The organism is Modestobacter italicus, from assembly GCF_000306785.1.
Lineage (GTDB): Bacteria > Actinomycetota > Actinomycetes > Mycobacteriales > Geodermatophilaceae > Modestobacter > Modestobacter italicus.
This window is the reverse complement of record NC_017955.1, coordinates 3,775,316-3,802,248: the sequence shown is the minus strand read 5'-3', so window position 1 is coordinate 3,802,248 and position 26,933 is coordinate 3,775,316. Positions and strand designations below refer to the sequence as shown.

At 69.3% G+C, this 26,933-nt stretch carries 25 protein-coding genes and 1 pseudogene; 16 read left to right on the top strand and 10 right to left on the bottom strand.

The window, feature by feature from the left end; all coding sequences use genetic code 11:
• Window positions 1–109 precede the first annotated feature (109 nt).
• The 12 genes from MODMU_RS18110 (at window position 110) to MODMU_RS18055 (ending at window position 11,811) form a co-directional block, all read left to right on the top strand.
• A protein-coding gene (locus MODMU_RS18110; protein ID WP_085984754.1) for an IS3 family transposase occupies window positions 110–1,278 on the top strand; the annotation gives its coding sequence in 2 pieces (ribosomal slippage) (window positions 110–407 and window positions 407–1,278; 1,170 coding nt in all).
• A 262-nt stretch (window positions 1,279–1,540) separates the two neighbouring features.
• Window positions 1,541–2,182 (top strand): hypothetical protein, encoded by a 642-nt coding sequence (locus MODMU_RS18105; RefSeq protein ID WP_193375750.1) that lies wholly within the window; start codon window positions 1,541–1,543, stop codon window positions 2,180–2,182.
• A gap of 140 nt (window positions 2,183–2,322) precedes the next feature.
• On the top strand, window positions 2,323–2,898 hold the full coding sequence (locus MODMU_RS18100; RefSeq protein WP_231851676.1) for an SAF domain-containing protein: 576 nt from the start codon (window positions 2,323–2,325) through the stop codon (window positions 2,896–2,898).
• Between the two features lie 4 nt (window positions 2,899–2,902).
• Window positions 2,903–3,685 carry a P-loop NTPase family protein gene (locus MODMU_RS18095; protein WP_014741804.1) on the top strand — a complete coding sequence of 261 codons (783 nt, stop codon included), beginning with the start codon at window positions 2,903–2,905 and terminating at the stop codon, window positions 3,683–3,685.
• A 245-nt stretch (window positions 3,686–3,930) separates the two neighbouring features.
• Window positions 3,931–5,127 carry a TadA family conjugal transfer-associated ATPase gene (locus tag MODMU_RS18090; RefSeq protein ID WP_231851675.1) on the top strand — a complete coding sequence of 399 codons (1,197 nt, stop codon included), beginning with the start codon at window positions 3,931–3,933 and terminating at the stop codon, window positions 5,125–5,127.
• A 158-nt stretch (window positions 5,128–5,285) separates the two neighbouring features.
• The gene (locus MODMU_RS18085) at window positions 5,286–5,978 is read left to right on the top strand and encodes a type II secretion system F family protein (protein WP_231851674.1); all 693 of its coding nucleotides are present in this window, start codon (window positions 5,286–5,288) and stop codon (window positions 5,976–5,978) included.
• A complete protein-coding gene (locus MODMU_RS18080; RefSeq protein ID WP_014741801.1) occupies window positions 5,975–6,883 on the top strand; it encodes a type II secretion system F family protein in 909 nt (302 codons plus the stop codon). Before MODMU_RS18085 ends, MODMU_RS18080 begins: the two co-directional genes overlap by 4 nt.
• A 26-nt stretch (window positions 6,884–6,909) precedes the next feature.
• Window positions 6,910–7,146, top strand: a complete 237-nt coding sequence (locus tag MODMU_RS18075; protein WP_014741800.1) for a hypothetical protein — start codon at window positions 6,910–6,912, stop codon at window positions 7,144–7,146.
• A gap of 123 nt (window positions 7,147–7,269) precedes the next feature.
• Complete coding sequence (locus MODMU_RS18070) at window positions 7,270–7,629, top strand: TadE/TadG family type IV pilus assembly protein (protein ID WP_014741799.1); 360 nt, start codon at window positions 7,270–7,272, stop codon at window positions 7,627–7,629.
• A gap of 65 nt (window positions 7,630–7,694) precedes the next feature.
• Window positions 7,695–8,087, top strand: a complete 393-nt coding sequence (locus MODMU_RS18065) for a pilus assembly protein TadE (RefSeq protein ID WP_231851673.1) — start codon at window positions 7,695–7,697, stop codon at window positions 8,085–8,087.
• 47 nt (window positions 8,088–8,134) lie between these two features.
• Entirely contained in the window at window positions 8,135–8,509 is a 375-nt protein-coding gene (locus MODMU_RS18060; RefSeq protein WP_231851672.1) for a hypothetical protein, read from the top strand.
• A complete protein-coding gene (locus tag MODMU_RS18055; RefSeq protein WP_014741796.1) occupies window positions 8,509–11,811 on the top strand; it encodes an AfsR/SARP family transcriptional regulator in 3,303 nt (1,100 codons plus the stop codon). Before MODMU_RS18060 ends, MODMU_RS18055 begins: the two co-directional genes overlap by 1 nt.
• A 182-nt stretch (window positions 11,812–11,993) precedes the next feature.
• Here the strand turns inward: MODMU_RS18055 and MODMU_RS18050 are convergent, their stop codons facing one another.
• Window positions 11,994–12,221 carry a hypothetical protein gene (locus MODMU_RS18050; protein ID WP_014741795.1) on the bottom strand — a complete coding sequence of 76 codons (228 nt, stop codon included), beginning with the start codon at window positions 12,219–12,221 and terminating at the stop codon, window positions 11,994–11,996.
• A gap of 84 nt (window positions 12,222–12,305) precedes the next feature.
• Here MODMU_RS18050 and MODMU_RS18045 point away from each other — a divergent pair, with 84 nt between their 5' ends.
• The 3 genes from MODMU_RS18045 to MODMU_RS18035 all read left to right on the top strand — a co-directional run bounded on the left by MODMU_RS18045 (window position 12,306) and on the right by MODMU_RS18035 (window position 15,320).
• Window positions 12,306–12,662 (top strand): histone-like nucleoid-structuring protein Lsr2, encoded by a 357-nt coding sequence (locus MODMU_RS18045; RefSeq protein ID WP_014741794.1) that lies wholly within the window; start codon window positions 12,306–12,308, stop codon window positions 12,660–12,662.
• 191 nt (window positions 12,663–12,853) lie between these two features.
• Window positions 12,854–14,110, top strand: a complete 1,257-nt coding sequence (locus MODMU_RS18040; RefSeq protein WP_014741793.1) for a Shedu immune nuclease family protein — start codon at window positions 12,854–12,856, stop codon at window positions 14,108–14,110.
• Between the two features lie 271 nt (window positions 14,111–14,381).
• Entirely contained in the window at window positions 14,382–15,320 is a 939-nt protein-coding gene (locus MODMU_RS18035; protein WP_041795417.1) for a sensor histidine kinase, read from the top strand.
• Between the two features lie 26 nt (window positions 15,321–15,346).
• Here the strand turns inward: MODMU_RS18035 and MODMU_RS18030 are convergent, their stop codons facing one another.
• From MODMU_RS18030 to MODMU_RS18000, 7 genes and pseudogenes are all read right to left on the bottom strand, one after another.
• Window positions 15,347–15,631, bottom strand: coding sequence for a hypothetical protein (locus tag MODMU_RS18030; RefSeq protein WP_014741790.1), 285 nt, complete (start codon window positions 15,629–15,631; stop codon window positions 15,347–15,349).
• A 53-nt stretch (window positions 15,632–15,684) separates the two neighbouring features.
• Window positions 15,685–17,883 (bottom strand): SpoIIE family protein phosphatase, encoded by a 2,199-nt coding sequence (locus MODMU_RS18025; RefSeq protein WP_014741789.1) that lies wholly within the window; start codon window positions 17,881–17,883, stop codon window positions 15,685–15,687.
• Between the two features lie 313 nt (window positions 17,884–18,196).
• On the bottom strand, window positions 18,197–18,922 hold the full coding sequence (locus tag MODMU_RS18015) for a recombinase family protein (protein ID WP_197537491.1): 726 nt from the start codon (window positions 18,920–18,922) through the stop codon (window positions 18,197–18,199).
• Between the two features lie 246 nt (window positions 18,923–19,168).
• A complete protein-coding gene (locus MODMU_RS18010) occupies window positions 19,169–19,597 on the bottom strand; it encodes a hypothetical protein (protein WP_166503533.1) in 429 nt (142 codons plus the stop codon).
• Between the two features lie 872 nt (window positions 19,598–20,469).
• Window positions 20,470–21,072 (bottom strand): DUF6518 family protein, encoded by a 603-nt coding sequence (locus MODMU_RS18005; protein ID WP_041795415.1) that lies wholly within the window; start codon window positions 21,070–21,072, stop codon window positions 20,470–20,472.
• A 414-nt stretch (window positions 21,073–21,486) separates the two neighbouring features.
• Window positions 21,487–21,849, bottom strand: coding sequence for a Na+/H+ antiporter NhaA (locus MODMU_RS30105; RefSeq protein WP_269454035.1), 363 nt, complete (start codon window positions 21,847–21,849; stop codon window positions 21,487–21,489).
• 35 nt (window positions 21,850–21,884) lie between these two features.
• Window positions 21,885–22,789 (bottom strand): annotated as a pseudogene (locus tag MODMU_RS18000) (Na+/H+ antiporter NhaA).
• A gap of 211 nt (window positions 22,790–23,000) precedes the next feature.
• Here MODMU_RS18000 and MODMU_RS17995 point away from each other — a divergent pair.
• Complete coding sequence (locus MODMU_RS17995; protein WP_014741783.1) at window positions 23,001–24,014, top strand: TerC/Alx family metal homeostasis membrane protein; 1,014 nt, start codon at window positions 23,001–23,003, stop codon at window positions 24,012–24,014.
• 190 nt (window positions 24,015–24,204) lie between these two features.
• Here the strand turns inward: MODMU_RS17995 and MODMU_RS17990 are convergent, their stop codons facing one another.
• Together MODMU_RS17990 and MODMU_RS17985 are read right to left on the bottom strand one after the other, a co-directional pair.
• The gene (locus MODMU_RS17990; RefSeq protein ID WP_014741782.1) at window positions 24,205–25,614 is read right to left on the bottom strand and encodes a hypothetical protein; all 1,410 of its coding nucleotides are present in this window, start codon (window positions 25,612–25,614) and stop codon (window positions 24,205–24,207) included.
• Window positions 25,615–25,904: 290 nt separating this feature from the next.
• On the bottom strand, window positions 25,905–26,903 hold the full coding sequence (locus tag MODMU_RS17985) for an IS481 family transposase (RefSeq protein ID WP_041795413.1): 999 nt from the start codon (window positions 26,901–26,903) through the stop codon (window positions 25,905–25,907).
• Between the last annotated feature and the right edge of the window lie 30 nt (window positions 26,904–26,933).

Sequence of the window (26,933 nt, the reverse complement as noted above, 5' to 3'; positions counted from 1 at the left end):
CTGACGAGCGCCACCGCAGCCCCTGTTTCCTGTCAGCAGTAGGGACTGCCCAGGGTTCGGTTGACTCCTTGCCTGTGAGACCTCGGGTCTCGCTGGAAGGATCAGCATCGTGCCCAAGCCGTTCCCCAAGGAGTTCCGGCGGGACGTGATCGCGGTGGCCCGGCAGGGCGACCAGTCGATCGCGCAGGTCGCCAAGAGCTTTGGGATCTCTGAGTCCTGCCTGCAACGCTGGCTGAAGATCGCCGACCGCGACGACGGCCTCACCACCGGGACGTCCTCGATGTCCACCTCGAGCGCCGGCCTCGACCTGGAGGCCGAGAACCGCGAGCTGCGCAAGCGAGCCAAGCAGCTGGAGCAGGAGAACGAGATCCTGCGCCGGGCGACCGCGTACTTCGCCCGCGACGTGCTCCCAAAATGATGTACCCGCTGGTCCAAGACCTCGCCGCCGAGAAGATCCCTGTCGCGGTGACCTGCCGGGTGCTCGGCTTCTCCAAGCAGGCGTTCTACAAGTGGCAGGCCAATCCGGTGAGCCAGCGCGATTGGGACGACGCGCACCTGATCAATGCCGCGATCGACATCCACCACGACGACCCAGAGTTCGGCTACCGGTTCATCGCCGACGAGCTCGCCGGCCAGGGTCTGCGGGCCTCGCGCAACCGGGTCAACCGGCTCTGCTCGTCGCAGCGGCTGTGGTCGGTGCACTCGCGCAAGCGCGGGCTCAATCGCAAGCCTGGACCGCCGGTGCACGACGATCTCGTGCTGCGCGACTTCACCGCCGAAGCGCCCAACGAGCTGTGGCTCACCGACATCACCGAGCACCCCACCGCCGAGGGCAAGCTCTACCTCTGCGCGGTCAAAGACGCCTGCTCCAAGCGGATCGTCGGCTACTCCATCGACGCCCGGATGACATCCGAGCTGGCGGTCAACGCGCTGGCCAACGCCCTAGCGCTGCGCAGTGGCGTCGGCACGATCGTGCATTCCGACCGCGGCAGCCAATTCCGCTCCCACGCCTACGTCAGAGCCCTGCGCGACGCCCAGTTGCGCGGCTCGATGGGCCGGGTCGGTGCCTGCGCGGACAACGCCGCCATGGAGTCGTTCTTCAGCCTGCTGCAGAAGAACGTGCTGAACCGCCAGCGCTGGGCCACCCGCGAGGAGCTACGCCTGGCGATCGTCGTCTGGATCGAGAAGACCTACCACCGCCGCCGGCGCCAAGACACCCTCGGCCGCATGACCCCCATCGAGTTCGAGACACTGACCCAAGCCGCTCACGCGGCCTGATCGCCCCTACCAATCAGAGTCAACTGAAGTGTGGGCAGTCCCGTACGACTCGCATGGCCTCTGCGTGGTGCAGGTCGAGAGCGGGGGAGCGGTAGCTGCGCCGCATCCCTCAGCGGTGGACAGCTCGAACTCCAACACCTCGTACAGCCAGCCCAGGTGCACGTTCACCGCTTCGGGAGCTGAGGTGCCCTGCCAGGACGGCGACGCGTGGTGGGCGCAGAGCATGCAGTGCTACGTGGAGGCGCTTGCAGACCAACCGCCCATGGGCACAGCCGTCTGGGGTGGCCACACCGACGGCGCCATCTACCTGTGCACGTTCCTTTCGACCGGCGCGAGCGTCCCTGGCACGAACGGGTTCGCCTTCTGGTCGGCAACTGCTCCGGCAGGCCCGCCGGTCGTCGACCCGGTCGCCCTCGCGCGACAGGCGCTACGGAGCCTGACCATCCCCGCTCCGACGCCCGGCCGGTACCCGGCCGGCTCGCTGGACACCGGACAGCCGTACACGGTCGTCAACGCCTACACCTGGTTCTGGACCGACGCGGCGTCCTTCGAGGTGCTCACCGCCCGTGCCGACGCCGGCGGAGTGTCGGCCGAGGTGACGGTGACTCCGACCGCGCTGAGCTTCATGCCCGGCGACGGTGGCGCAACGGTCTCCTGCCCCGGACCGGGTGTGGCCTGGCAGCCGACAGACGGCGTCTGGGCGCCGTCACCCGCCGGATGCGACTACCGCTACCCGCACTCATCCATCCACGAGCCCGACCAGGAGGTCACAGCCGTGTACGGCATCCAGTGGTCTGTCGCGTGGCGGTCGTCGACGGGGGCCAGCGGCACCCTGCCGGCGCTCACGACCACAACCAGCGCGGCGTTCGCCGTCGCCGAGGTCCAGTCGTTGGTGACCGGGTGACGGCCTGGGTCGACGAGGCCGTGAACGGAGTTGAACGCACGGCTGCGCCCGCTGTCGGTACGGCTGGGCCGGCACCTGCCCCGCCCGTGAGGACCGCCGCGGCCAGACGGCGCGTCAGTCGGCGCTCGCTTGTCCTCAGCGTGCTCATCGTCCTGCTGGGTGGGCTCCTGGCCTTCACCGCCGGTCAGATGCTGACCGCCCACGACGAGGTGCTGGCTGTGGCCCGCGACGTCGCAGTGGGCTCGACCATCTCGGCGGATGACCTGACTACCGCCAGCGTTCCCGCCGACCCCAGCCTGCGGCCCATTGCGGCTGAACAGCTGTCCCAGATCGTCGGGCTGGTCGCGCAGGTCCCGTTGTCCCGGGGCGGACTGCTCACCCGGGCGCAGGTCGGCGCGGGGACCGGGCTCGGAACGGGGGAGCTGCTCGTCGCCCTGCCCTTGCAGGACGGTCAGTTCCCAGCTCGGGGGCTCGCGCCAGGACAGCCGATCCTGATCGTGCCGACGCCCGGCCAGACAGCCCTCACGACCGATAACGGATCAGAGGCGCCCACGGCGCGGTCGATCGATGCCATCGTCGCTGAGGTGGGGCAGACGAACCCGACCACCCAGGTGACCGTGGTCGACGTCCGCCTCCCTGCTGCTGACGGGCCGACGGTCGCGCGCCTGGCTTCCACCGGGAACCTGGCAGTCGTCCTGCTGCCGGAGGGGCGCTGACGCCATGCTCACCGTGCTCACCTCCGGCAAGGCTGCGCCTGGCGTGACCACATCGACCTGGGCCCTGGCGCTCAACTGGACCCGGCCTGTGCTGGTCGCCGACTGCGACCCGGCCGGCGGGGACATGGCGCCCGGGCTGCTGGCGGGCCGGGTCACCACCGACCGCGGGCTGCTGTCCTGGTCGACCGCCGCCCGCCGGGACCTGAAGGCCGATGCGGCCGCCGCGCTGCTTCTCGACCACGCCGTCCAACTCCCCGAGCAAGCCGACGTGTCGTTGGTCCCCGGCTTTGCCACCACTGCACAGGGCGCCTCGTTCACCACGGGCACGTGGGAGCGCCTTGCCCTGGCGCTGGCTTCGAGCGCAGCAACGATCGAGCGAGACGTGCTGGTGGATGCAGGACGTCTGGTGCACGACCGCGGCGGCTGGCCAGTCCTGCGAGCAGCCGACCGCGTCCTGCTGGTCGTACGTCCGAGCGTGCGGTCGGTGCACGCGGCACAAGACGCTGCCCAGCGGCTGCGTCAGCAGCTCGGTGACCTGTTCAGAGTGTCGACCCTCGTGGTCGGACGCGGCCCGTACTCCGCGAAGGAGGTCGCCGACGCACTGCATCTGCCTCTGGCCGGCGTGCTGCCCGACGACCCGACCACCGCATCGTTCCTGTCCGACGGGACCTCAGCAGGCGCGCGAACCCAGCGTCGGTCCGCACTGCTGCGAGAGGCGGCGACGCTCGCCGCACAGTTAGCCGCCACCGCGGAGTCCGCCGGCGAGCCTGCGGCGGTGGCCGGGTGACGATCGAACAGACGCGGCCCGTGATGCCGCGGCCATCGAGCTCGACACCGAGCGACCGGGAGGCGCTCACTGAGATCGAGTACCGCGTGGTCGCCGAACTGCGCGACCGGGTGTCGACCCGGCTGACCGTGGAGGACCGGAACTACGCAGCTGGTGCCCGCCGGGAGCTGACGAAGAGCCTGATCCGCGACGAGTACGACCAGTGGCTGCTGCACGAGGCCCACCGCGGGCGGACGGCGCCGGCCGTGAGCACCGAGGACCGCATCTTCGCCGCCGTCCTGGCCGAACTCGACGGACTCGGCCGGCTTGCACCCCTGCTCGCCCGCCCCGACGTGGAGGACATCCACTTCGAAGGCTGCGACCCGACCATGCTGCGCAGGGTCGACGGGCAACTGGTCGCTGGGCCACCCATCGCGTCCAGCGACGAGGAACTCGAGCAGTTGCTGCGGTCCATCGCCTCGAGGTCGGACGGCGGGCAGACCAGCCGGGAGTTCTCTTCCGCAAGCCCGATCCTGAACGTGCGGCTGCAAGGCGTCACCGAACTGGGCGCGCGCCTGCAGGCGGCCATGGACGTCCTGCCCCGGCCGGCCGGCGTCATCCGGGTGCACCGCTTCAGCGACCCGAGCCTCGACGACCTCCACCGACTCGGCATGGTCGACTCCCCGGTGCGAGCGTTCCTTCGGGCGGCCATCGAGGCGGGGGTCTCACCGCTTGTGACCGGGGCGCCCGGTGTCGGGAAGACGACCCTGCTGCGGGCCCTGGGCAACGCGATCCCCTGGAACAACGTCGTCGTCACCGTGGAAGACGAGCGCGAGCTCGGCCTGCACCTGCCACGGTGGGACGCCGACCGTCGGGAACTGGTCCGACGGCATGCCGTGTGCCGGCCGTTCGAGTCGCGCTTGCCCAACGCAGAAGGTCGCGGCGGCTTCGACATGGGCGACGCGCTCCACCTGGCTCTACGGGCCTCGCCGACCTGGGTGCTGGTCGGCGAGGTCCGCGGTGCCTACGTCACCTCGCTGCTGGAGGCCGCCACGAGCGGCATCGCCTCGGTGATGTGCACCATCCACTCGCCGTCGGCGGACGGCGTCTTCGACAAGGTGCTCATCAACGCGCTCAAGGCGCACCCCACACCATCCACCGAGTTGGTCCTGCGCTCCTTGGCTGCGCTCGGCCTGGTGGTGCACGTGCACCGCGACCGCAACTACTCCCGCTTCGTCTCCGGCATCTACGAGCTCGGTGCCGTCGGCGACTCCGGCCGACCGGACCTCAAGCCGGTCTTCGCCCCACGGCCTGGGGACGGTCGCGCGAGGGCCTGCGGCGCGGGAATGCTCAGCGATGCACTGGCCGAGCGGTTGATCGCGGTCGGTTTCGACATGAACTGGCTGCATCCTGAAGCTTCCGACTGGCCGACCGGCCCTCATGAAGACGGACGTGCCTCGTGACGGCGGGGACGCTCCTGCTGACACTGTCTGGGCTCGTCCTCAGCACAGGACTGGTGGGGATCGTGGTCGCCGCCCGCGGTGGCCACCTCCTCCCGTCGCCACGACCAACGGCACGGTGGCGGTACACCCGGCTGCACCTCGGTGCGTGCGCTGCTGGCGTGCTGGTCCTGCTGGTCAGTGGCTGGCCCGTCGCGGCGCTGGCCGCGGTCGGCGCCACGGTCTTCCTGCCCCAGCTGTTCGGCGGGGCGAAGGCGTCCCGGCGAGCAATTGCCACCGCCGACGCACTGTCGGACTGGACCCGACGGCTCGCCGACCTGATCAGCTCTGGTGCTGCTGGCTCGACGCGCGAAGCCATCCGCCGCTCGCTCGATTCGGCGCCCGCGGCGATCCATCCAGCCGTCACTGATCTGGTGACGCGGATGGTGCCCCAGGGCGTTGAGCCGGCGCTGCGTCAGTTCGCGCGCGACGTCGACGACCCGGCCGCCGACAAGATCGCCATGGTGCTCATCCTCCGCGAGCGCAACGGCGGCCCAGGCCTGGCGGAGGTGCTCACCGCGTTGGCCGTTGACCTGGATGAACGCTCTCGCATGCTGCGTGAGGTGGAGGCCGAGCGAGCCAAGCCGCGGTCGAACATGCGGACCATCGTGATCACCACCTTGATCCTCGTCGCCGGGATGGTGCTCTTCGCCCGGACCTTCCTGTCGGGCTATTCGACGGCCGTCGGGCAGGTGGCGCTGCTGGCTGACTTCGCCCTCTTCGGGACAGCCCTGCGGTGGATGCGTCGCCTGTCCGATCCGCCGACGGCACCGCGCGTCCTCATGGACGCTGCGCCGGCGGGCGGTGTTCGGTGACGGGGCTGCAGTTGGCCACCCTGAGCGGCATGCTCATGGCGCTCGGGCTGGTTCTCGGCGTCCGGGCTGCGCGACCGGCGCCCCCGGCGCTCGCTGCCGCACTCGAGCAGCTCTCGGGAGAACCGAGTGCACGGCCGGCGACCGTGGCACCCGGCACCGCAGCCAGTGCGTCGGGCGGATGGAATCGACTGCCGACGACGGTCGTGCGCTTCCTCGAGCAGCACGTCGGCGTCCCCGCTGCAGACCTCGCCATCATCGGCCGAACTCCGTCCGACCTCGCCGCGCGCAAGCTGACCCTGGCCCTCACCGGGCTCGTCGCCCCAGCGTCGATCGGACTGGGCCTGGCGGTGGTCGGCGTCCCGTTCCCCTTCGCCATCCCCAGCGTCGTGGGTGTTGCCCTCGCTGCTGTGGGATGGCTGCTTCCCTCGGCCGAGGCACGGGAGGCGGCTCGGGAGGCCCGGGTCGAGTTCCGCAGCAACCTCGAGTCCTTCCTGACACTGGTCGCGGGGGAGCGGCGTGCGCGAGGCTCGGTGGAGCAGGCCCTCGAGGAGGCGGCGGAGGTCTCCGGGAGCCCGCCCTTCGTGCGCATCCACCTGGCCGTCCGGCGCGCCTCACTGGCCGGCCGTAAGCCTTGGGTGGACCTCCGGGCGCTCGGTGACGAGTTGGACGTGGCAGAGCTCCGCAACCTGGCTGACATCGCGGCAGTCGCCGCCGACGGGGCGTCCGTCTACAACACCTTGCTGGCCAGCGCCCGAACGCTGCGGCATGCCGAGCTGTCCGACGCCCGGCGGCAAGCCAACGAGGTCAGCGAGCGCATGTCTCGCCCGCTGGCCTTGCTGGTCACCGGTCTGACCCTGTTCGTGCTCGTCCCCTTCCTGCTCCGCATGTTCGCCGTCACCCCCTGAGCCCACCGTTGATCGAGAGGTCCTCCATGTCCACGTCGTCCCTGCTCGACCGCGGCGCACGAGTCGTCGCGACGATGTCCGCTGCCGTCGCCGCGACGACGATCCTTCTGCTGAGCTGGCTGCGGGCTGAGCACGTCACCGATGACCGAGGCTCGGACTCGTCCGAGAAGGCGTTCATGGTCATCCTCGCCATCGCGCTCGGCGGCGCAGTGTCGGCAGCTGCTGTTGCCTTCGTGGCCAGCAAGACGGCCCTGTTCCAGTAAGACGTCGGCAACCAGGTGCCTGGCTCAGACATGTCCGATTCGCCGCGTGCGGCCGGTCTCAGCCGCGCGTTGCGGCTGAGACGAGTTCTGGCCGGCAGCACAGGAGAGCGCGGGTCGTCGAGCGTGGAGTGGGCGGTCCTCTTCCCCGTCATCGTGATGCTGCTCTTCGCCGGTCCGCAGCTGGCGTTGTGGTACTTCGCCCGGGAGGCTGCCGACGCCGCGGCGCACGCGGGCGCGCGTGCCGCGAGCACGCTGGCGGCTACTGACGGCGTCGGGCAGCGCACGGCCGAGGACTACCTGGCTCAACTGGGCACCGGGTCCATCACCAGCTACTCGGTCAACGAGGCGAGGACGGCCACCAGCGTGTCGGTGCAGGTGACGGCGGAGGTGCCCAACGTCATCCCGCTACCCGGCTTCGATCCGTCCGTGGACGTCACCGTGGAACGCGCTACGGAGCGCTTCACCACGGCGGACTCGCCGTGACCAACAGGGTGCTTCGGCGCTCGGAGCTCAGGCAGTGGTGGCGGAGCGACCGCGGCTCCGAGTCCGTGGAGCTGGCGATCCTGTTGCCGGTCGCCATCCTCGTCATCGCGATGCTGGTGATAGGCGCCCGCATCGCGCTGGCCGGCAGCAGCATCAGCGGCGTCGCGGGGATCGCAGCTCGCGACGCGTCGCTCGCCCGATCGAGCGCCTCGGCAAAGCAGGTGGCGACCGTGTCCGCGACCGACGCGCTGGCGAGTCGGCACTTGCATTGCGCCGACATCCAGGTCGCAGTGGACGTCTCGGGGTTCGTCAGTGCGCCGGGCGCCCCTGCGTCGGTCACCGTGGACGTGACGTGCACCGTCGACCTGTCGGACGTGGGCGTGCCCGGGTTGCCGGGCTCGCGGACGCTCCACGACAGCGCGGTCAGTCCCCTCGACCCGGCACGGGACGCGTCATGAAGGGACCCATGAGGACTCACGCGTTCTGCGACGACGAGCGCGGATCCGTGGCCGTGCTCTTCTGCTTCATCGTGCTCATCGCCGGCCTGTTGGTCACGGCGCTGGTGGACGCGGGAACGGCCATCCAGGCGGGCAACCGCGCCGACACGTTCTCGGCCGAAGCGGCGCGCGCCGCCAGCATCGCCGTCGGCCCGGTGCCCTCCGGGGGAGCCGGGGACGTGCAACTGGCGACTGCTGCAGCCCGGTCCTACCTGGCTGAGGCCGGAGCGGCGGGCGAGGTCAGCGTTTTGGGGCCCGGCGTCGTCCAGGTGCGCGTCACGGTCAGCGCCTCCACCCCGCTGCTGGGAGTTCCTGTCCGCCAGACGAGAACGCACACCGCCCAGCTGCAGGTCGGCGTCACGCACGGGGAAGGCGTCTCGTGATGCGGTCAGCGCAGCTGATCAAGGGCTTAGCGGCGCTGATGCTGCTCGTCCTGGTCATCGTCGGTGTACCGGTACTGCTGAGCCTCCTGCACCTGGTGCCACACGGCCTGCCAGCCCTCGACGAGGTCATCGACCTTCTCCGAAGCCGCGACGACGGTCAGCTGATCCAGGTCGTCCTGGCAGCAGGCGCCTGGGTGTGCTGGTTGCTCTTCACAGCCTCCACGGCAGCAGAGATCTACTCGCTCGCCCGCGCACGACCTGCGCTTGCCCTTCCAGGCCTGCGGCTGTTCCAGCAGCCCGCGGCGGCGCTGCTGGCAGCAGTGGCGGTCGGCTTGACAGTTTCCCCCATTGCCCCGGGGACATCGGAGGCTGGGCCCGCGTCCAGCCGGCCGCCGCTGCCGGTTGCGATCTCGTCCGGGCTCCTGCCGCCGCCGCCGGGCACGCAAGTGACGGCTGTGCTCCAAACGGCGTCTGCGCCTTCCACGCCGGACGAGCCAGCTCCGGCGCCGATCGTCTACGAGGTCGGGCGCCGGGACACCCTGTGGGCGCTTGCCCAGCGATTCCTCGGTGACCCGCTCCGCTATTCGGAGATCGTGAAGCTCAACCCGACCGCCGTCGGCCCGGACAACGAGATCGTCCCCGGCACCGCATTGGTCCTGCCGCCGGACGCAACCGGGTTGCCGTCTTACGGAGGCACCGGCTCACCAGGCCCGGCTGCGGTCGCGATGGTCACCGTTCAGCCGGGGGACACGCTCTGGAGCATTGCCGAGGAGACGAGCGGCGACGGAGAGAACTGGCAGGAGGTATGGGAAGCGAACAAGGGACGGGGCGAGCCGGATGGGGCGGTCTTCACGGACCCCGCGCTCATCCGGCCGGGCTGGGAGCTGAGCATCCCGGGGGCGAGTGGACCCGTGCCGCCTCCTGAGCAGGCAAGTGACCCCCTGCCGGACAAGCAGGCAGACGACCCGCCGGCGGGTCCGGCGCTTCCGCCACCGGACAGCGTGCCTTCGGAGACTTTGCCAGCTCCAGTCCCGACGTCGACGTCAACCGGGGGAGTCGGCGCCGAGCCGTCGACTGACGTGCACAGCGAGACGGAACAGGCGCCGGACTCCGCGCTCGGTTTCTACGTCGGTGGCACCCTGCTGGCCGGCGTGTCTCTGGCAGCCCTGACTCGCTATCGACGACGACAGTTCCGACACCGGCGCCCGGGTCGCTTGATCGCGAGCACTCCGCCTGAGCTGGTGCGGGCCGAGCGGGTCCTGCAGTCGGCCGGCAGCGCTGACGTCACCTGGCTGGACCAGGCCCTACGGAGCCTGGTGCACGCACTGTCCACGACAGGAGGCGCTCGGCTGCCCGACGTGATCGCGGTTTGCATGACCGACGACGTCTTGACGCTCGTGCTGACGAGCCCGATGTCGCCGGCGCCGGCACCGTGGACGGTCGACGAGGCGGGTAGCCGGTGGTCAGTGCGGCGGGGTGATCCGCTGCCGTACGACGACGTCGACCGGTCCCGCTTCTTCGCGCCATTCCCAGCGCTGACCTCGGTCGGCTCCACAGCCGCGGGGGAGCACTGGCTGCTGGACCTTGAACGCATCGGGGCGATGTCCATCGTCGGCTCCGCTCACCGTGGTCTTGACCTGGTCCGCTTCTTGGCCGCCGAGCTGGCGCACAACACCTGGTCCGAGATGCTCAACGTGACGATGATCGGTTTCGGCGCAGAGCTGGCGGGGCTGAATCCCGATCGGTTGATCTCCACCGAGGACGTCGGCACGGCCATCGCGGCACTGAGCAAGAAGCTCGAGGCAGTGACCCAGGCACTGGAGTTCGCCGACACCGACGTGCTCGATGGACGTCTTCGCGACGTCGATGCCGACTCATGGGCACCGCACGTCTTGCTCGTCGCGCCAGGTGGTGCCGAGGACGGCGACCAGCTCCAGCAGCTGCTCACCGCGCTCAAGAAGGAGTCGTCTCGCAGCGCAGCAGCGGTGATCACGGTCCGCGAACTCGACCCGCACACCGACGCCGAGGACGACGGCTGTTGGCAGCTGCCCATTGACGGTGGGGGAGTGCTTCTCATCCCGGCCCTAGGACTGAAGCTCCGCGCTCACCAATTGCCGGCTGCGGAAGCGGGGGACCTGGCCCAGATGCTGGCCCTGGCCGCCCGCACCGAAGACCGGCCGACTCCGCCCGCACACGGAGCGGAACGCTGGGACGAACATGCCGACGCCTGCGGCGCTCTGCGTACTGATCTTCCTGATCACTCGACCGATCGACTGACCGAGCGCGACGCCGTGGGAGACCAGCCGATGCCTCAGCTGGTCGAGGACTACCCCCGAGGCAGCGATTCGGTCCTGCCGCTACCCAACCAGTCGTACCTCGACCGCGCCGCAACGACGGAGATCGACCTCCGCACGCTCGCGCCCGGCACCGACGAAGCGGTCCGACGTCGGGTCGAGGACGCCGACCCCGACCTGGATCGCGACCTCGCTGACTGGGCGGACCCGTCTTCACCACGACCGAAGCTGACCGTGCTCGGGCCGGTCGAGGTCAGGGCGCAGGGCTCACTGCCAGAGCGCAATCCTCGTCGGCAGTTCTACACCGAGATCGTCGCGTACCTGGCGACTCAACCGGGCGGGGCGACCAGCGAGCGCTACGCCACGGCGATCTGGCCGGACGAACCAGATGTCGTCGGGAAGACGAAGGTGCGTCAGGCCATTTCCGTCGTCCGCGCGTGGCTCGGCACTGACCCGGTGACCGGGGTCGACTATCTGCCCTCCGGGCTGACCGCCGCGGCCGCGGGCCGCTACCGGATCAACGGGATCCTCATCGACGCGGAGCTGTTCAGGCGGCTGCGAGTGCGTGGCCAAGCCCGGGGGGCAGATGGCCTCGCTGATCTCAGCGCTGCGCTGGACCTGGTCAGCGGCCGTCCGTTCGACGTACCGCCGCCTCGCCGAGGGGCGGCTGGGGGCTATGCCTGGCTCGTGGACGCAGGATCCCGGCTCGACCACGAGTACGCCGCCATGATCGTCGACGTTGCGCACACCGTTGCCACCCAGCACCTGGGTGGCGGTCAGCCTGGGTTGGCCGCGGCGGCAGCTCACGTGGCATTGAAGTCGGGCAGCTATGAGGACGTGCCACTGCTCGACCTCGTCGCGGCATGCGATGCGCAGGGCAATGAGGCGGAGGCCGATGCCTACGTCAGTCGGATCTTGGCCAACCACGATGCCGACGTCGAGGAAGACCTTCCGCCCAGGACCGCGAAGATCCTGTTCCGGCGGCAGTGGCCACGCGGAGACGATTGATCAAGAGGCAGCCTCATGAGCGGTCTCTTGGAGCTCCGCGGTGTCCAACGAAGCCGAGGGAAGAGGAAGAGCCACAGCGGCAGTCTCGCTCATCGGCGCAACGGCGCTTGCATCGAAGGGGTGACCGAGTGTGTCGAACACAGGCTGGGCGGTTGCGTTGGAGGCCTAGGCGCTCTATCGGGTCAGCCGGGGGTCGCGGCGGGCTCTTCGGCGTCCCGGACCCTCTTCGCGTCGTAGTACAGGCACTCGCCGGTCTCGGGGAAGTGGATGCCCAGGCAGTAGATCGACTGAGGCATACCAAAGTTCATCCCTGGGTTGACGACGATCCCAACATCGTCGCGGTTGGGAACGCGCACCCGGCGAGGCTCAGGCGTTCCGCCGTAGGTCTTGGTGGTCACAGAGAAGTCCATGCGATCAGCCTGGCGATCGGGTCTGACATTTCGGAGTTGGTTGAGGTCGCCCGACCGCTCTGCATACGAGTAAGGAACGGGCCTGTGGCTCGGAAAACGACGATCGTGCTCGAAGATGACCTGTCCGGTGAGGTGCTGGAGGAAGGTCGCGGTAAAACCGTGTCCTTCGCACTGGATGGCCAGAGCTATGAGATCGACTTGTCCGGGGACAACGCCTCGCAGCTGCGGGCTGACCTGCGCCGCTACGTCGACGCGGGCCGGAAGACCAGTGCCCCGCGGGGTAGCGCATCGGGGCGCCGCACGGCTGCGAGTGACCCCTCGGCCTCCGGTCGCAAGGACACCGGTGAGATCCGCAGCTGGGCTCGGAAGAGCGGCCACGAGGTGTCTGATCGCGGCCGCATCCCTTCCTCGGTCGTCGAGGCGTACGACGCCGTGCACTGAGCCTCAGCGAGCCTGAGCAGCTGTCGGGTTGGGCCGAGTCTGGCCATGGGCAGGGATAGAGGCCCACACTCACATCGGGCGATGCGGCGGTCACCTGTCCGCTCGGGGTGTCGGAACCACTTCGGTACCGATCTAGCGCGTCTCTGTGATGAGGTGAGCCGGCATCGGCGTTCGACGGGGGGAGTCTCACCATGAGCGGCGGCTTCGACCCGTTCGAGAGTCCCGGAGGGAACGAGAACATTGCGGTGACCTCGGCCCAGGGCCGGATCGCCGACCGGACCTACGCAACAGCGTCGTTTTCTGTGAACCACCCTCAGTCCCGTGACTTCGGCGAACCGGCGCGCTTCGTCTACAAGGTCTTCGACACCGATGGAGCCTCAGAGCTCACGAGTGAAGGTGACCAGTGGACAGTTTCGGAAACGACGGGTGGCCGTGTTCAGATCAAGCTCTTAGTGGCCCGCGAGGCCGGTGCGGTCAAAGAGTTGTGGGTCCAGAAGGTTCCCGCCAACGGGTCAACGGCTGGGCTTAAGACTCTACTCAACCTCAAGCGCGAGGCAGCAGGAGTTCTCGTCGACTTGCTGAAGAACCTGGAGCTCATCCCGGTCGAAGGTGAAACGTCGGTTCGAGTCGACGATTCACTGGTTCGTGACCTCTTCGCCAACCCCGCCTCCCTGGTCGAGGTCTACAAGCGGGATCCCGACCGATTCCGGCAGTTGATCACTGACGACGAGACGGCTAGGGACGTCATTGCCATCTCCCACCGGCGGCAGCAGGTCGAACGCTTTCGAAAGCTGCTCAACGAGCCCGGCTACTTCCGGTCTGAGAAGGCTGCACTGCCGGGTCGAGGTACCGAGCACGTTTGGCAGAACTTCTTTGAGCAGAACCCGTGGATTCTTGGAGTGACCCTCGCCGGGCAGCTCTTCACGTCCTGGGACAGCGAGCGCCTGCGCCAGGCTGTTACGGGCCGATCCATCGGCGGCGTCGGTAAGGAAGCCGACGCGCTACTCCGCACTGCGGGACGAGTTCGTGCGATGGTCTTCGCTGAGTTCAAAAATCACGATGCATCGCTACTTGATAAAGAGTATCGAAGTGGATGCTGGTCTCCGTCGCAGGACCTGGCCGGTGGGGTGGCCCAGGCCCAAGGAACCGTTCATCGAGCGGTTCAAGAAATCGGTGACCGACTTGCCGATTCGGCCGAGGACGGGAGCGACGTGCCGGGGCGCTTCACTTACCTTGTTCGCCCGCGGTCCTACCTGATCATTGGACGGCTAGACGAGCTGCTCGGCGTGTCGGGCGGTGACCATCAAGACAAGATCCGTTCTTTCGAGCTGTATCGCCGGCACCTTCACGAGCCAGAAGTCATCACTTACGACGAGTTGCTGGCCCGAGCCGAGTGGTTTGTTGACAACACCGCAGTCGATGGCTCGGCTCAACCAGTGGACTTTTGATCCGCTGGGTGCAGGCTTGCGCGCTCAAGCTGACTGACCGTGACCGTACGACTTGACCGGGAGTAGCGCCGGAGCTGTGGTCAGTGCTCGGCCTGTCGACCCAGAGGAGACGTCCTTTGTCTAACGGTGCGTCGGTCGTGCGGTGTGGTGGCGACGGCCAACGGGCAGAGAGCTGGAACAGCCCCGGTAGCTTCGACGGTTGCACCGCGAGACGGTCAGCACCGAGATGGGGGACGAGTTGGGCCTGCAGCACGCCACAGGCGCCCATACCGTGACGGACGCCTCCCCCGGCTTCCGCCACGACGCCCTGCTGTACGACTCACCCGCCGACCTGGTCGCCGTGGCCGTACCGTTCCTCCTCGAGGGGCTGGCAGCCGGCGACGGCGCAGTCATCGCCGCGGGACCCGAGGCCACCGACGCCCTCCGTGACGCGGTAGGGGACCACCCACTGGTGCTGGTCCTGGAGCGGCATGCGTTGTACCGCGCACGGACGCCGACGGCGATCAAGACCTTCCGTGGACTCGGTGAGCAGGCCAGCCTCGGCCGGCGGGTGCGGGTCGTCGGCGAGGTCGACTTCGGGACGACTACCGCTGACCGGCACGAGTGGCAGCGCTATGAGGCCGTCATCAACTCCGCTTTCGCCTCGGCACCACTGTGGGGGCTGTGCGTGTTCAACACCTCCCAGCCGGAGCCCGTGCTGGCCACCGCCCGCGCGACCCACCCGCAGTTGGTCACCGCCGCCGGCCGCGCCACCAACGACGGCTACGTCGACCCCGCGGCCTACCTGGCCGGTCTGAGCACCCCTGTTGAGCCGCTGGAGCGCACACCGCCGACCTTCAGCGCCGACGACGTCACTCACTTCGCCGCGCTGCGGCGCATCGTCACCGGTCACCTCACCGAGGTGGCCGCTCCCGAGGACCTCGCGGAGGACTTCCTGCTGGCGGTGGACGAGATGACGTCCAACGCCGTCCGGCACGGCCAGCCGCCGGCCAGCCTGCGCCTGTGGGCCACGCCCGGGACCCTGATGTGCACGATCGCGGACTCCGGTCCCGGGCCAGTCGACCCGTTCGCCGGGTATGGCCCGGCGCACGGTGAGGACCTGTCCGCCGGCGGGATGGGCCTGTGGCTGGCCCATCAGCTGTGTGACCACGTCGCGCTCAGCCGCGACGAGCACGGCAGCAGCGTCCGGCTCACCACCCACTGGAGCTGACGGCGCGCAGCACGACCGTCGGGCGGTCAGTCGGCGGGGACGTCGGGCGGGACCCGGTTCGGACCGGGCGTGGCCGGCCGTGGCCGGTCTTGACGGTGCAGCCGGACGGCGATCAGCGCGACGTCGTCATCCGGCCGTGTCGGCAGCGTCCGCGCACGGGCCTCGTCGCCCAGCACATCGAGGTCTGTACCGGCGAGGTCGGACAGGGTGGCCTGCAGGGTCAGTCGGGTCTCGGGGGCATCCGGGATGGGTGCGTCGGCCCGCCAGGAGGCGAAAGCCTCGGCGTACTGCGCGGGTCCGGGTGAGCTCACTCATCAGGCGGCTTCCTCGATCAACCCTGGCAGCCGGACGTGCGCCGGGTCTGTCACTGGGCGGGATGGCGCGGTGCGGGGAGACCGGCAGGGATGTTCTGCGGCCCGGCTTCGGCTGGTCGTGGCCTGTCCTGGCGGTGGAGCCGGACTGCGACCAGTGCGACGTCATCGGTGGGGTGCCCGTCGACCAGGCGGGCGATGATGCCGTCGCACAACTCGTCGAGGGATACGCCGGTGAGCTCGGTGGCGGCGTCGGTGAGCCGGGCCAGACCGGCGTCGATGTCTACGTCGGAGCGTTCGATGAGTCCGTCGGTGTAGAGCAGCACGGTGGCGCCGCGGTCCAGCTCGGTGACCCCCTCGCTGCGGCGGGTGGTGGGGTCCACTCCGAGGAGGAGATCGCCCTTGCCGGATCCGAGCAGGGTGTGGCTGCCGTCGGAGTGCACGATCAGCGGTGGGGGATGCCCGGCGCTGGCCCACAGCATGCGGGTGACTCCGCGCTCGACCTCGTCGGGTGTCTGCTCGAACCGGGCGACGGCCGCGGTGGCCAGGGTGTGGATCTGCAGGAGCTGCATGGCGGCGTCCAGCCCGCGCAGTACCTCGGCCGGTCTGGCATCGCTGTAGGCCGCGATGCCGCGCAGCAGGCCGCGGATCTGGCCCATCGCCGCTGCGGCGGCCGTGTCGTGACCGACGACGTCGCCGATCACGATCGTGGTGCAGCCGCTGGGCTGGATGAAGGCGTCATACCAGTCCCCGCCCACCCGCGCGGCCTCGCTGGCCGGGAGGTAACGGACCACGATCTGGCCATGGTCGGGCTCGGGTGGCTCGGTGAGCAGGCTGCGCTGGACGTCTTCCGCCAGCTGGGTGCGCACCTGGCTCACCCGGCTGGACTCCAGCGCGGTGCCCAGCCGATCGGCGATCTCCTGGGCGGTCGTCTCCTCATCGGGGTCGATGGGTCGGGCCGGTGAGCTGAGCAGGGTGAGGGCCCCGATCACCTGGTCGCGGGCGCGCAGCGGGTGCACGGACCCGCGTGGCGGTCCCAACGCATCCAGGTGGACCCGGGCGGCGGAGTTGACCGGCACCTTCGCGATCGTCTCAGCGGTCAGCAGCTCGGTGACACCGGTGCGCAGGGCACGGGCGAAGGGCGCGTGCGGCGGCAGGTCGACCAGGCGGACGCGGGCGTAGTCGTCCAGTGCTGGCCGCAGCCGTTCCTCGACGTGCCAGGAGCTGATGTCCCGGGCCCGCCCGTCCGGGCCGACCTCGGTGACGATGCAGCTGTCGGCCAGCTCTGGTACGACCAGCCGGGGCAGGCGCTGCAGCACATGGTGCGTGTCACCGGCGGTCAGAGCCTGGGAGACCCGTGCCACCAGGGCCAGCCGAGCTGCCGTGCGTGCCTCGCGCCGGGCAGCCTCCACCCGTGCGGTGATGTCGGAGAAGTACAGCGACAACCCGTCAGGGCTGGGCCAGCACATGACTTCGAACCACTTGTCCAGCGGTGCCGGGTACCAGGCCTCCAGGGTCTGGGGGAGCCCCGTCTCCACGGCTCGCCGGTAGGTCTCTTCGAACTCGTTGCCAACGACGTCGGGGAACGCATCCCAGATGGTGCGCCCGAGCAGCTCCGCACGGAGGTGCCCCAGCAGCCGCTCGGCCGCGGCGTTGAGCACCGTGAACCGCCAGGTGGTGTCCATCGACAGGAACCCCGAGGGCATGGCCTCCAGGACCCGGGAAGTGCGCTGGTGAGCCTCACCGGCTGCCTGCAGCGCGACCGATCGGGCATAGAGCTGAGCCTGCAGCCCATCGAAGCTCGCCAGCGCAGCCTCCGACGCCGAGGAGGTTGCCCTGGCGAGCTCCTGGGCCTGCACGTAGTCGGTGACCTCGTCCACGCGCTGGATCAGCATCTCCACCTGCCCGGCGGGGTCCAGCACCGGGGTGACGGTGTGGGACCACCACCGCTCGCGGGACTCCCCGATAGAGGGATCGACCACGTCGTAGCGCTGCACGAACGCCGAGGTCGGCTGTGCCGTGATCAGCGTCTCGTGGAAGGCGAGACCGAGCAGTGGCCGCCCTGCCTCATCGAGGGCGTCGGGGGGGGGCGGGAAGACCTCGAAGACGTCCCGGCCCACCACCTCGTCGTGCTGGAGACCGGCCAGAGCCAGGTGGGCGGCATTCGCCGTCACGATCTTCAGGTCGCGGGTGACCACGAGGTGTGGAGTGGGCAGGGCATCGAACAACCGCTGGTAGTCGACACCGGACACGCCGCCATCCTCTCGTGCTGTCGGGATCAGCCCGACATCGGGCGTATCTGAGCCAGGCCGGGACTCAAGGTCAGTGCCGCCCACATGCGGTTACGGGGAGTCCTCAAGCGCTGACCCGCCGGCTCAAGACGCCGGAAGACCGTCCAGTAGCACGCTGACCTGCTCATCGGCGAGACAGCCACAGGGCTGGGAGAGGACGACGACCACCCGTTCGGGCTGGCCGCGGATGCGGGCGTACTGCTCCCCGATGCCGGTGGTCGGCAGCGTGCATGACGGGCAGGACGGTGAGTAGCCGGCCGGCCAGACCAGCTCCTCAAGTTTCTGCACCGCGGCGCGTTGACCTTCCCGGCAGCTGCATCCCCACATCCGGTACAGAGGTCGGGGGCGCCACCGGGGTCGGCTCGAGCTCCTGCGCCGGTGGGAGCACCTGTTCCGGCAGTGCAATGGCGGGCTGCTCAAGGGCGTTGGAGACGGTGACGCTGTCGGGCTCTGCGGAAGCCTGGGCCAGCCCGCGGACCAGGGAGCTGCGGCCGATACCGAGCGTGGCCGCGATCTGGATCAGCGTCATGCCCTGGGCGCGCATCGCCTGGGCGGCGATGAGCCGTTCGGGCGTCATCACAGTGGGGCGTCGGCCGGCGCGGCCTCGGGCGCGGGCGGCGGCCAGGCCGGCGCGGGTGCGTTCGCTGATGAGGCGTCGTTCCATCTGGGCGACGGCGGCGAAGATGTGGAAGACGAGCTCCCCGCCGACCGTGGTGGTGTCGATCGCCTCGGTGAGAGACGGGAACTGGATACCGCGGGCCCCGAGGTCGTTGACGATCGTGGTCAGGTCGGCGACCGAGCGGCCCAGCCGGTCGATCCGCCACACCGCGAGGGTGTCCCCGGGGCGAAGGAAGTCAAGGCAGGCGATGAGCTGCGGGCGGGCGGCGGTGGCCCCGGAGGCGTAGTCGGTGAACACCCGCACCGCGCCGGCAGCGGTCAGCGCGTCGTGTTGCAGAGCTGGGTCCTGCTCGAAGGTGGACACCCGGGCGTAGCCGACCATGTTCACGCGCGCAGGCTAGCGGGAGCGGCCCAGAAACGTCAGGTGCCGCAAAGTTCGGGCAGTTGATTTCGGGCACGGGTTCTGGGCCGGTTGACCCGACCGCCGACCTGCGCGAACGCCCGACGAGTCAAAGGGTGTGCGGAGAGGCCCAGAAGCGGGCAATTATGGGCTGCAGTTTCGGCACCCCTTTTCGATCACGCACAGCAACACGGCCGATTTCCGCGGGTCGCGTAGCCAACGGTGTGGCTAGAACATCGCCTGCCGGAGGAAGCCGTGCGGCTGGCCGTCCACCTCAACGAGCAAGACGCCTGGGCCCTCGCCATCGGGAAGGCCGGCGGCTGCGAATCGCAGCCCGAAGCGGGGATCCACCTTGCTCAACTCGAGCTCGATGCGTGTCCCACGGTCCGTTACGGCCACCAAGCGGCTGACTACAGGAGCGCTACGGGCCATCACGAAGTACGGAAGGTCGTCGGCGCGACCCCACCACTCGTTGACCTTCTCGTTCGAATAGAGAGCGGGTCCACCGAAGCCTGACGCGTCCACGAGCTGACCGCCGAGAAGAATTTTGAGCATGGTCATCAGGTCGGTGGCCGTGCCGCCAGCCCAGACCTGCCAGTGCAGGGCGCCGTACCGTCCCGCGAGCACTTCAACCTCGTCAGGTAATGACTCTGGCACCACGATCTCCTGTTCGGCGGGTCAGGCTGACGGGCGACGGCGGGAGTGAACGAAGTACAGCAGGGACGCGAGACCGATTAGGAGTAGGGCGCAGCCCACAACGGTCACGTCGGTGCGCAGGCTCAACGAGCCGGGACAGGGCCACTCCCGTGGCGAGCGAGAGTCGCTGACGTGACCCATACACCCGTCCGGCCTTCGTCTCTCGCACAGCAGGACCGTAGCCACCGGGGCAAGTCCGACTCGCTCCGCGAGCCAGGCGCCACGGCAAAGTGGTCATCGGCGGTATCCGTGCCCGCTGCACTCCGGCCCGAAAATGGTCAGGTATCGGTCCGTCCGTTAACGGGTGGTTGTGGGCTTCCCTTTCGGAACCACTTTCTGGTCACACAGAGCGACACGGCCGACTTCCGCTAGTCGCTCTTCGTTCACTCGGCCCTAAGACGGTCGGCTAGTTGTCGACCCCAAGCCTGAAGTCGTCGAAGGTCAACGCCAGAGTGCTGGTGTACGCGGGGAATCAATACCGGGGGACCATCGCCGTCGTGACGTCATCGGCAAGGTATCGCTGATTGTGTGACCGCCGCAGCCGCTTCGGCACTATCGATTTACGCGACGTTCAACGCTCGCCGTAGCAGTCAGAGGCTGGCGGTTAAAAGCAGCTGCCCGCGCAGGCCTGCGGTGGAGATCGCCGAACAGATGGGCGTAGCCCAACCCCAACCCCAACCCCAGCCCCATCACCAAGCGGCTGGCGCAGATCCGGCGGCAGGCGGCTGTCTTCTTCGACCTCGACGGTCAGTGGCTTCCGCAGCAAGCGGCAATCTGGGCTGGGAGGGCGTCTGCCGCACGCTAGCTTGTGCTCAGGTCGAGGCGGTTGGAGCTCACACGCCGCCGGTGATGAGGAGCTGCTCAAGAACATCTGGGACCGACACCAGCAGAAGGCCGACGAAAGCCGCGGGGACGGTGCAGCCAGCCACCAGTGCCAGCTGGCGCCACGAGCGGACTGTCACGGCGAGGACCGCAACGACGGCAAGGACCGCGAAGGTCACGACCACAGGCGCATCAGCCGGGTAGTTGGTCGACCGCCGGTAGGCGTCGGCGACGAGCAGACCGATCACCGCGGCCGTCCTGACCGCACCAACGCGACCGGAGCGTCCCGCGCAGGCGAAGCCCCACCCGAGGACCGCACCGGCGACGACCGCCAGGACCAGCCACTCCATCAGCTCGGAGACGTTGATGGCGTACGGCATCCCGGGGTAGTCGACGCCGTACATGGCCTTCTTGCCGACGAAGAAGGCGATCACCGCGGCAGTAAGGGCCAAGCAGGCCTGCACGATGGCTCGTCCAGGCCGCTGACCGGCGCTGAGCAGCGCCAGCATCGCAATCCACAGTCCGAAGGTGTGCGCGAGCGGACGGAGGTGGTCGTCGTAGTAGGCCCATGCCGCGAAGCCGCCCGTCAGCAGTCCTGCGGTGACCGCCACCACGGCACGGGACCTGCTCAAGAAGGCTTGACCGCTCGCCGCTGCTTCCGGGACTCGGGTCGCCAACACACTGCCCTTCGGTGGGACGAGGTCATCGCTACACGCGCGCAGCGTTGCAGATCGCGGCCGGCCAGAACAGCTGCCGGTGTCTGGGCCTGGACGGTTGCGTCTACCGGCGGGATTTTCCAGCCGGCGCTGGACCACCTCGGCCCAGAATCGTTTGGTAGTGGTCAGTCCGCTAACGGGCGTTTTCCGCAATTTCTTGCCAGGCCGCCGGCACATAGCACCCCCTTAATGCCAGGTGGCAAGCGTTGGGCATCCGGTCGCCGCTGGCTCACTTCAAGGGCGTCATGGCAGTCGGGCAGTCGGTGTCCCGGAAGGCGGCTTCAGGGACACCCGATGCGCCGGGATGGGCGGCTAGGTGCGCGGTGTTGGGGCGTCGGTGTGCTCGAAGGCGTCGGAGACGCCGTCGGCGTCGGTGTCAACCTCTTCGGCTTCGCGCACGAGCCGGTAGTGGCGGTTGCGGGCGCGCAAGATGAGGGCGGCGAGCAGCGCGGCCAGCAGGGTGCCGGCCAGCACGCCGACCTTGACGTCCTCGTCCTGCTCGGAGCCCACCCCGAAGGCGAGTTCACCGATGAGCAGCGAGACGGTGAACCCGATGCCGGCCAGCAGCGACAGCCCGATGACGTCGGGCCAGGCGACGTCCTCGGCCAACCGGGCACGGCTGAACTTGGTCATCAGCCAGGTGGCGCCGGTTATCCCGACGGCCTTGCCGACCACCAGGCCGGCGATGATGCCGACCGCGATGCTGTCGGTCAGTGAGGCGCCCAGCCCGGACAGGCCCCGACGGTGACCCCGGCGGACAGGAACGCGAACACCGGAACGGCGAACCCGGCCGAGATCGGCCGGAAGCGGTGCTCGAAGTGCTCGGCCAGCCCGGGGCCGGCGTCCGGTCCGCCGGCGGCCTGGCTGCGCACCACCGGCACGGTGAAGGCGAGCAGGACCCCGGCGCCGGTGGCGTGGATACCGGACTCGTGCACCAGCACCCAGGTCAAGGCCGCCAGTGGCAGCAACAGCCACCAGGAGCGGATCCGCTTCTGCACCAGGAACCCGAAGACGGCCAGCGGGATCAGCGCCAGCAGCAGCGGGACCAGTGCCAGGTCGCTGGTGAAGAAGAACGCGATGATCGCGATGGCGAGCAGGTCGTCGACCACGGCAAGGGTGAGCAGGAAGGTGCGCAGCGCACTGGGCAGGTGGGTGCTGATCACCGCCAGCACGGCGAGGGCGAAGGCGATGTCGGTGGCGGCCGGCACCGCCCAGCCGCGCAGGGCGCCGTCGTCGGCGTTGAGGTTGATCAGCACGTAGATGAGGACCGGGACGACCATGCCGCCGATGGCCGCGGCGACCGGCAGCGCGGCGCGGCGGGGATCGCGCAGGTCGCCGGCGACGAACTCGCGCTTGAGTTCCAGTCCGGCGACGAAAAAAAGATCGCCAGCAGGCCGTCGGCGGCCCAGGTGGCCAGGGTCAGGTCCAGGGGCAGCGCGGCCGGGCCGATCCGCACATCGCGTAGGGCGTCGTAGGAGTCCGCCCACGGGCTGTTGGCCCAAACCAGGGCGATGATGGTGGCGGCCAGTAGCAGTGCGCCGCCGACGGTCTCCTTGTGCAGGATCTCGGTGATCCGGCGGACCTCGGCCCAGGAGCCACGGGCGAACAGTCTCATCGGGCTGGTCATCGGGCCGCTCCGCGTCTCGTGCGCTCGGGTCGCTGCCGCCCACCTCGACTCGATGGACCGCCTCGGACGCTACGTCAGCCCGCCGCACCTCGCCCCCAGACCACCGTGCCGCCGGGTTGGGCCGGCGAGTCGGCGGGCATCCCACCGGAGGCACGCTGAGCAGCGGCGTGAGGTCACCCGCGGCAGGACGGAGACCGGTGTGGTCGAGATCAGCGGACTGACCTGGGCGCTCACCATCGCCTTCGTGCTGGCCCTACTGGCGGTGGACCTCGTGCTGGCCGCGGTCCGCCCGCACCGCGTCGGCTTCCGCGAGGCCACCGCGTGGTCGGTGTTCTACATCGCGGTGGCCGTCGGGTTCGGCGTGTGGTTCACCCTCGCCTACGGCGGCGGACCCGGCACCGAGTACTTCGCCGGCTACGTGGTGGAGAAGAGCCTGTCGGTCGACAACCTGTTCGTCTTCGTCATCATCATGACGACGTTCACGGTTCCCGAAGAGCACCAGCACAAGGTGCTCACCTTCGGCATCGTCCTCGCCCTGATCATGCGGGCGATCTTCATCGCACTCGGGGCGACGCTGCTGTCGCTGTTCTCCTTCATGTTCCTGCTCTTCGGCCTGCTGCTCATCTACACCGCCGTGCAGTTGTTCCGACACCGCGACGAGGACCCCGACATCGAGGACAACGCGATGGTCAAGGCCGCCCGCCGCCTGCTGCCGGTCACCCCCGACTACGTCGGCGGCCGGCTCACCACCCGCGTCGAGGGCCGGCGGATGGTGACGCCGCTGTTCATCGTGCTCATCGCCATCGGCAGCATCGACCTGCTGTTCGCCCTCGACTCCATCCCCGCCGTCTTCGGGGTGACCGAGGAGCCCTACATCGTCTTCACCGCCAACGCCTTCGCGCTGCTGGGCCTGCGGGCGCTGTTCTTCCTCGTCAAGGGCCTGCTCGACCGGCTCGTCTACCTGTCGGCCGGGCTGGCGTTCATCCTGGCGTTCATCGGCGTCAAGCTGATCCTGCACTGGGCCCACGTCGACATCGACCCACGCGTGCCGGAGATCCCCACCCCGCTCAGCCTGGGCGTCATCGTCGTCGTGCTCGTCGTCGTCACCGTCGCCAGCCTGGTCAAGACCCGGCACGACCCCACCGCGAAGGCCCACCCCGGATCGCTGCGCGCGACCGGTTCCCGGCATCACGAGAACGAGCCGCAGGCGTAGTCGCCGCCTCCGCGCCCAATCGCGCGTCCGGCTCATCGGCTGTCCCACAGTGGGCCGCTCAGGGATAGGGCGGGCGCGACGGAGCGCCCCCCGCGTGCCAGCGATGTGACCGTCGAAGCTGGCGTACATGGCTGCCGATAACGCCACGTTCTGTCAGTAACGTCGCCTCACGCCGGCCCCTGAGGCGAGGTCAGACGTCCAAGCAGTCGCTGTCGCTGGGGGCGCTGCCATCGGGGAGGTCCTTGGTGTCGAGGGTCTCCATGAGGTGGATCTCGGCGTACTCGGGTGAGGTGGGGCGACCGAGTTCGTCGAACAGCGGCACGATCCTCCGCAGCCGGCGTCCAGGGCGTGCCGCGTAGTCGAAGGTGATGTGCAAGGCGGTGTCCGGCCAAGCGCCGACCACGTCGACGCGGCTACCGCTGAGCCCGTCGGTGAGCGGGGTTACGCGGCCATCGGCGTGAATCCAGTAGTGGTCGAGGTTCGCGAACCGGCGCTTCCAGAACGCGGTGTAGTCGGCTGCGTCAACCGGCGGGGCGGGCAGCGACCAGCAGTGCTCGGACACGTCAACACTGTTGGCAGGCAACACGGCTTTCACGGCGCCGTCGTCGGCGCGTACGCGGATGAGCGCTATCGGGGCGGGAGTGCTGTAGGTGGCGTGAGGGCGTGGTTGCTCGAGGGCGAGCCACAGCCACCCGGGAGTGGCGGTCACGGCGCGGGCGGTTCCTCGACCAAGGTCGAGACGAAAGCGCTCGGTGCTTGTGTCGCTGTCGATGGCCACCACGGCCACGGTGCGGTTCCGCCCACGTCCGACCCAGCCGGCGTACCAGTTGATGCCTCCGTTGGGCTCCGGTTCGGTGGCCCAGGGGTCGGGGGGGTCTTGGCCGTGGCTGAGTTGGGGCAGCCACAGTGATCCGGTGCGCCGGCCGCTGCCGTCGTCCGGGCGGTGGTGGGCGGTTCGCGGGGGCTCGGATCGGTGGGTGGACAGGCTGAGGCGGTCGGGCAGTGGGTCCGCGGCCGGAAGGCGCAGCCAGGCGGTGTCTGGGATGAGGTCCCAGCTGTCCAGTGTGCCGAGGTTGCGGCGGGTCCACCGCCCGGTCTCGACCTGGAGGTACATGTCGCCGTCCTGGGAGCGGGCCGCGTGAACTGGGGCGTCGACGAGCACGGTGGCGGTGGTCCGCTGCGGGTGTACGACGAACAGCTGGTGCAGGCCGTCGCGGCCTCGAGGTGGCGCGTCCTCAGTGGCGGCGATGTCCTGTGCCGGGCGATCGGGCAGGCACCACGCGCCGTGCGCGGAGACGGCGCCGAGCGTCCGCCCGTTGCTGAGGTGACCGCTGTGTACCCCGGTTTCGTCGACCAGCAGTAGTGGCCCGCCAGAGCGATGGACCCACAGGCCTTCGATAGCGGGACGCACCTGCCAGCCGCTCGGCCAGCTCTCCTGCGCCGGTGGCGGGAGCTCCGGCCAGGCGACCGTCGTGAGCGCGACACCGGTCTCCACGTCAAGGACGACGGCGACCGGCTGCTCCTCGTCGACGACCCACAGCCGTTCATGGATCAGCGAGAACAGTCCTGGCCGGAGATAGCGGCGGGGACGCTCAGCCACGGGTCGCAGGCGTTGCCTTCTGTCGGATCCTCATGGCGTCACTGTCCCAGACCGATCACGTCTGTGGCAGGCCCCGCGCTCGGCCTCCGGTGAGCCGGCGGACGTCGCTCCCAGCAGACCAGGTGCCCAAGGCGGAATAACGGTCTGTCGCTGGTCCGACGGTGGTCTGACCGCGTCCGGCAGCCCGAGAACCAGCTCCTCGATCGGCCCAAAAACGGTCGGGTAGCGGGCCGCCCAGTAACGGGCGGTTCTGGGCCGCGATCGGTGGCCTGGTCGGGCAGCCTGACGTGCTAGGTGTACTGCTCGGTGACGTTGATGCACCGGCTGATGGGTGGGAGGTTGCCCAGGGCGGTGTGGGGCCGGTGATGGTTGTAGTGGTGCAGCCAGCCTGACAGGGCCGCCCGGCGGGCTCTCTCGGAGGTGAAGAGTCGGCGGTAGGCCCACTCCTCCATCAGGGTGCGGTTCAGCCGCTCGACTTTCCCGTTGGTCTGTGGGCGGCGGGGCCGGGTGCGGGAGTGCTTGATGCCCAGGGCGGTGTGTTCATCGCGCCAGGCGTGGCTGATGTAGGCAGCCCCGTTGTCGGTGAGCACGCGTTCGACGGTGATGCCGTGGCTGGCGAAGAACGCTCGCGCCCGCGCCCAGAAGGCCAGCGCGGTGGCAGCGGTCTCGTCATCGAGGGGCTCTGAGTAGGCCAGCCGGCTGTAGGCATCGACCGCGGAGTGCACGTAGCAGTAGCCCAGGTTCGGGCGGCCGTGCACTTTCCGCGGCCGGGTTGGGTCGCGGTGAGCCTGCCGGTTGCGGCCGCCCTGCTCGGGGCCGTGCGCTCGCCAGCCGCCCCCGTCGGGGATGTTGCCCAGCTTCTTGACGTCTACGTGCACCAGCTCGCCGGGGCGGGTCATCTCATAGCGGCGGACCGGCTCACCGGTGACCCGGTCGACGTGCCAGAGCCGGTTGATCCCGCAGCTGGTCAGCACCCCATGCACGGTCCAGGGCGCCACGCCAACCCGGCCGGCGATCGCGACCGGGCCCAGCCGCTGCTTCCACCGCAGGTGCACGATCTTGCGGACCACTGGCTGCGGCGTGCGCCGCGGTGACCGGGCCGGCCGGCTGGACCGGTCAGCCATCCCCGCCGGCCCCGCCTCGCGATAGCGCTGCGCCCACCGGGTCGCCGTCGGCCGAGACACCTGGAACCGCTCAGCTGCTCGCGCGATCGGCCAGCCGTCATCGACGATGCAGCGGGCCAGCCGAAGCCGACCCTTCTCGGTCAGGGGCGCATTACCGTGGACCACGAGGGACCTCTTGGGTCGGCGCGGGTGCTT

Coding starts and splice junctions, on each gene's coding strand:
- MODMU_RS18105 (WP_193375750.1), top strand. CDS start 1,541: ATGGGCACAGCCGTCTGGGGTGGCCACACCGACGGCGCCATCTACCTG.
- MODMU_RS18095 (WP_014741804.1), top strand. CDS start 2,903: ATGCTCACCGTGCTCACCTCCGGCAAGGCTGCGCCTGGCGTGACCACA.
- MODMU_RS18075 (WP_014741800.1), top strand. CDS start 6,910: ATGTCCACGTCGTCCCTGCTCGACCGCGGCGCACGAGTCGTCGCGACG.
- MODMU_RS18055 (WP_014741796.1), top strand. CDS start 8,509: ATGCGGTCAGCGCAGCTGATCAAGGGCTTAGCGGCGCTGATGCTGCTC.
- MODMU_RS18050 (WP_014741795.1), bottom strand. CDS start 12,221: ATGGACTTCTCTGTGACCACCAAGACCTACGGCGGAACGCCTGAGCCT.
- MODMU_RS18040 (WP_014741793.1), top strand. CDS start 12,854: ATGAGCGGCGGCTTCGACCCGTTCGAGAGTCCCGGAGGGAACGAGAAC.
- MODMU_RS18015 (WP_197537491.1), bottom strand. CDS start 18,922: ATGGTCGGCTACGCCCGGGTGTCCACCTTCGAGCAGGACCCAGCTCTG.